The 5,384-nt window shown below is 37.3% G+C and carries 6 protein-coding genes; 1 reads left to right on the top strand and 5 read right to left on the bottom strand.

The window, feature by feature from the left end; all coding sequences use genetic code 11:
• A partial coding sequence (locus tag R3333_RS12155) for a hypothetical protein (RefSeq protein WP_318959048.1) occupies positions 1 to 1,167 on the bottom strand: 1,167 nt, incomplete at its 3' end.
• 118 nt (positions 1,168 to 1,285) lie between these two features.
• Here R3333_RS12155 and R3333_RS12150 point away from each other — a divergent pair.
• Positions 1,286 to 1,429: a hypothetical protein gene (locus R3333_RS12150; protein ID WP_318959047.1), complete on the top strand. Its 144-nt coding sequence runs from the start codon at positions 1,286 to 1,288 to the stop codon at positions 1,427 to 1,429.
• Between the two features lie 63 nt (positions 1,430 to 1,492).
• Here the strand turns inward: R3333_RS12150 and R3333_RS12145 are convergent, their stop codons facing one another.
• The 4 genes from R3333_RS12145 to R3333_RS12130 form a co-directional block, all read right to left on the bottom strand.
• Positions 1,493 to 2,161 carry an SCO family protein gene (locus R3333_RS12145; RefSeq protein ID WP_318959046.1) on the bottom strand — a complete coding sequence of 223 codons (669 nt, stop codon included), beginning with the start codon at positions 2,159 to 2,161 and terminating at the stop codon, positions 1,493 to 1,495.
• 4 nt (positions 2,162 to 2,165) lie between these two features.
• A complete protein-coding gene (locus R3333_RS12140) occupies positions 2,166 to 3,845 on the bottom strand; it encodes an OmpA family protein (RefSeq protein ID WP_318959045.1) in 1,680 nt (559 codons plus the stop codon).
• 154 nt (positions 3,846 to 3,999) lie between these two features.
• Positions 4,000 to 4,521, bottom strand: a complete 522-nt coding sequence (locus R3333_RS12135) for a hypothetical protein (protein WP_318959044.1) — start codon at positions 4,519 to 4,521, stop codon at positions 4,000 to 4,002.
• A gap of 141 nt (positions 4,522 to 4,662) precedes the next feature.
• Positions 4,663 to 5,384: fructosamine kinase family protein (locus R3333_RS12130; protein ID WP_318959043.1), on the bottom strand; the 722-nt coding region annotated here is incomplete at its 5' end.

The raw sequence follows: 5,384 nt of genomic DNA, 5'->3' as shown, positions 1-5,384 counted from the left end.
GTTAGGTATGTAATCTAAGCGACGCCTGTAAAAACCTAAACCATACCGGTTGGTACTCACATTCGACAAATTTGACAAGGTACTTTGCGTGCGTAACACTGCAGAATTTTCACGCTCATAAAAGGCATTGATGTAATTTCCCCCTTTAAGGAAATACTGTATCCCCACTTTGGCATTAGTTGTTAAAAAACTACTGTCTTGCTTGTACAAGGCAAAAGAAGACTGAATACCGAAGGGTGTATTGAGTAAAAAAGGATAATTGAATGCTGCATTTAGCTCTTGGGTTCCCGGTTGTAAACTGCGCCAATTCATTTCCAAGAGTTCTCCTCTCTTCAAGGTGTTCTGAAGTTTTAAACGTATATCCCCTGTAACAATCGTTCTATCATTTATAGGGTCTTGTTGTAGACCTGCAATACCATTAATTAAACTTACAGGATTACTCTTTAGGTATAGATACAAAACACAACCTTCTGGAGTAAATAGAATTTCATGTGGTCTTATCTCCGACAAAAAAGTAACCTGCTGCATGCGTGAAGAAATATCTCTTAATGCGCTTTCTGAATAAGCATCACCTTCTTGGATATTGATGTAGTTGCATACATACTTCTTGGCTACAGCTGCCTCCCCTTTCACCTCAATAGAAAGTATATTTACATAGGGTCCGAGGTTGATGCGAAGGTTGACATGAATTTCATTTTCAACAATCTCGGCTTGTTCTAATTTCACTTCTGCAAAAGGATATCCGTTATTTTCGCAATAGTTCAATATGCGCTTCAATGCATCGCTGAGTTCCTTGGCATCATAGGTCATATTCAACAAGGCTTTTTCGGAAATAGCAGGAATGGTATTGATGAGTTTTGCATCCTCTTCTTGAACAAAAACGCGTATTTTTTTAAAAGAAGGGCCACGGAAATATTTTGCCGTGAGTAACTTATCCTTCCACACTAAACTGTCTATACTCGCAAGCGGATATCCCTTGGAAACATCTATTAACCACATTTTCTGGAGATAATCTAACACCTCTAGACTATCCTTAAAATTACGCTTCTCTAATTTCTTTACTTTTAGTGGAGTATCACCCTTGAAATCAAGATGGTATTCCTTTTGAGATCTCGCCCAAAAAGTACATACGCCCAAGATTAAAAAAAGGATGATGCTACGTTTCAAATTCTGTGATTTTGTTTAGAACTAAACAGTTCTATGATAAGTAATTACAATATATCAATAATATCAACGTTTTATTTCTATCTTTGTAACACATCAACGATAAAACTATAAAAACATTATGAGGAAAACAGTAGCCTTCGCGATAATTGGATTATTTCTTGCAAGTGTGGTAGCATCTTGTGCATCTTCTAGAGGTGGACACTGCGACGCTTATTCACAAGCTAAAGCTCCAGTTGAGCAGAATGATTTAGCCGCAAACTAAGCGATTATCAAAAGAAAAACATTATTACGAAGGTTATCTCAAGGGTAACCTTTTTTTGTGGATCTACTTTTCCTCGTCCAACAATACTTGAATATCTTCCATCAATTCATCTACGGAAGTCATAGAAGTTCCATCATAGTAATTCCTTATTCTCAATTGCTGATCTACCAATACAAAATTATTAGTATGAATAAAGTCTGAACCTGCATCCCCTAAGTTTTGAGCCTCTGCTGGTTTTAATACAAAGAATGATCTGCGCGCTAAGTCATAGAGTTTTTCTTTCTCTCCTGTTAAGAAATGCCATTGGTCTTTCACTGCTCCATGACCATCCGCATATTCCTTCATTACCTCTACAGTGTCTATTTCAGGATTTACTGTAAAACTTAAGATTTTTACGTCATCATTTCCTTTGAAACGTTCTTGCACACGCATCATTTGTTGGGTCATACGCGGACAGATAGTACCGCAAGTCGTGAAGAAGTATTCTACAACAAAAACTTTCCCTTTAACATTATCCAAGGTCACTGTTTCATTGTACTGGTTTTGAAAGGAAAAGTCACCCACTCTATGCCCCATGGAAACGTGCTTCAAATCATTAGGAACTACGCCAGGTTCAATAATCTGGTTGGGTTGAATTACCCTTAAGTGCTTTTTATTTTGTGACTCAGTAGTCATGAAATAAGCCACCAAGATACTTGCTACGACTATTGCTCCAAAAAGTACTACTCTCATTTTTTTAAGAATTTGCTTTAGAAAGAAGAGTGATTTCTACACGTCGATTCAACTCTCTACCCCATTGGTATTTATTCGATTCAATAGGATTTTCAGAACCGTACCCTTTCCAAGAAATGTACTTTGCATTTACTCCCTGCTCAATAAGGTAGTTGTATACAGCTTCGGCACGTTGTTGAGACAATAAAATGTTTAGTTCTTCTAATCCACTTTTATCGGTATGTCCACCTATTTCCACTTTAAATCCATTTCCTTGCATGGCTTTGATTTTAACAATCAAACTATCCAAATACATTTTAGAGCTGTCTGTCAACACCACTTGGTTGGGTTCAAAGTTGACTCCTGACAAAACCATGCTTTCACCTATCTTCATCGATTCCAAGCTGTCTCTTCTTCTCACAACAACTTCTTCATCACCTTGATCTACCAACACATCCATGTTGTCTACTTTTTTCTCCAAAACCTTCACTTCTATTCTACGGTTACCTGCTCTTGTAGATTTATAACGGTTACTGTACAAAGGTTTTTTAGGTCCGTAACCCTTGTAAGAAATTCTAGATTGATCTATTCCTTGGCGCAATAACCAGTTGTAAACAAACTTGGCACGTTGCGCAGAAATCTGAACGTTTTTACTGTATGAACCAGAGTTATCTGTATACCCTCCTATTTCTACTTTCAATTCTGGTTGCTCCTTCAAAGCTGTCAATAAGTTTTGTAAATCGGGGTTGTCACTTGGATTAGAAAAACTAGTTTTTCCAGAACCAAAGCTTGTATTGTACAACACAATAGAAAATCCTACAGGAATACTTTCAGGTACATACACCAAGTGTTCCACTTCAACATGAATTTCTGAACTATCAATGTTTTCTGGCATAGGAGGACAAATTCTATTTCCCAATGAATCTGTAATCACTAAGTCTGGATAAGGTTCAAAATCTTTAATAATGTTTCTAATCTTCTGGTAACGCGGAGAGTTATTGGCACCATCTGTATTGATATCCCAGTAGTTAATCGCTTCCCATTTCGACATTCCACAGAACTGACGAAGTGTAAGTGCAGCCAACAATCCTGAAGCATGCCACCCATTCCAACAGTGTAAGTAAACGGGACCAACACTATCGTTAATGGCAGAATTCCTTACCAATTTCAACATCTCGTAAATGTGTTGATTATCGAAGTAATCGTATTGGTAGTAATCCATATCGTTCAAACCACCATGTACGCAGGCACAGCTATCCACTTGGGGTGCTGTGTCAAAATTTTCTTGGTAGAGGTAAATTGAAGCTGAAAACCCTTCTACACAAAGGTTGCGAATTCCATCATCTGGCAAAGGATTGTGGTTACTACGCTTGTTTTCTTTGTGATAGTAGTTATTTGCTCCTCCACGGTAAGCTACACCGTATAAAATTGGTCGTAAATTTCTTGTTCCGTACAGGGAGTCGAATCCATCTCCTCTATTATCTGTGATTTTGTAAGTTAAATCACCTGCATTGTAGCGGTCTTTGTAGTATTCTGGACTCAAGGCAAACAAAGGTTTGACGGCCAATAAAGAGTCAATATAGGCCTGTCGCTGCGCTACACTATCTTGGTAATGTACCAAAGCCAAACTATCGCTTGCGGCATCTTGACCAAAAGCGTTTAAAAAACTGATTACGAATGCAAATGTTATACTTATCCTTCTCACATCTACAAAATTAATATAGTGTTAAACATAACATTAAAAGGGACGATTTTTTAATTAACAAATGTCGTGTGGAAGGAAAGAAAGAACAGTTTGGAGTAGGGAAACAACTAGGTATAGATTGTCTTTAGCAAAAAGTAGAAAATCAACTTATAAGCTATTTCAAAACTTTCACCTCATAATACAAACGCCATTTTTTAACTAAACTGTGCTGAGGGGGATGTATTCCTATCAGTTCTTTGTAAGTTTTGCTATTATAATCCTTACTCCATTCATCTTCAAAGACCAAAGTTTCTTTTAATTCGGGAAACATCTTACGTTGAAAGTTTTCTAAAAACCTTCCCTCAGGCCTATTGTCAAAATCTATACACACCCCAATACTTTGGAGCACAGAATCTGCTTTAGAGACATGTGTTATAATAAAACCTGCATAACTCCCCTCCTCTGTGCTATCCGTATAAAAATCATGCTCTTGGTAATAGATAAGTGTATCTGCCTTTTCTTCAATAAGAAAGCCGTTTTGAACTTTATCATTCAAAACTAAGTTTCCATTTTCAAGGGAGCAAATGAATTCATTTCCAAGTCTCAATAAAGGTTCCCCATTATTGGTCTGCTGGAAAAACATTTGATTACCAAATAAACACAAATAGGAAGTTAAGATGATCAATACTTTGTACATGTAGGATTTGGTTTATGGTTTTACGTAGATTTCTTTTTCGTACCCAAAAATAAAGATTTGAAAAGTAGAATCAAAAAGCTATCACAATCCCACTTTTGACTTATCTCTTATCACTCATCACCTAAACCAAACTATTCACGCTTAAAACAATATCGCCACCTTCTGCACACCTGGCAAATAACTTCTACCAAAGAGGTTTAAATGCACTAAATAAGGGTACAATTGCGTGTATTTGATGCGTTGTTGCCATCCTTTTTCTAAGGGTGAATAAACGTTGTAGTCTTCTATGAAAGTATCGTTGAAACCACCGAACAATTGGGTCATACCCAAGTCCATTTCTCGGTGACCAAAGTAAATGGCTGGATCAATTAAGATTGTATCTCCACCGGCATCTACCATGTAGTTTCCTCCCCATAAGTCTCCGTGCAAAAGTGCCGGTTGTTCGTTGGGAAAAACGTTATCGATTTCTTTACAAAAGTTCTCAATTCCTCGTACCCAAAGTTCGTTTAACAAACCATTATCAAAAGCCATTTTCGTAAGCGGAAGTATACGTTGCGTAGCATAGAATTCTTGCCATGTTGCTTTTTGATCATTCTGCTGCAGCAAAGAACCAATGTAGTTATCTACTCCCCAACCAAATTCTTGATGGGTGAGCTTGTGCATTTCACTCAATTCATGCGCAAAGCGCACGTAAAAGGTTTCATCTTTTTTCCCTTCTTCTATCCAATCCAATAAAAGGTATTGGTAGTTGTCATCTTCGAAGTAATTGATGGGCGTAACACAACCTATGGATGCATGATCATTGATAAACTCCAGGGCATGCATTTCCTTTTTGAACATATCCGGATATCTATCCTTTTCAT

Source organism: Lishizhenia sp., assembly GCF_033720595.1.
In the GTDB taxonomy this organism is placed as follows: domain Bacteria; phylum Bacteroidota; class Bacteroidia; order Flavobacteriales_D; family Crocinitomicaceae; genus Lishizhenia.
This window is presented reverse-complemented; position numbering and strand designations above follow the sequence as displayed.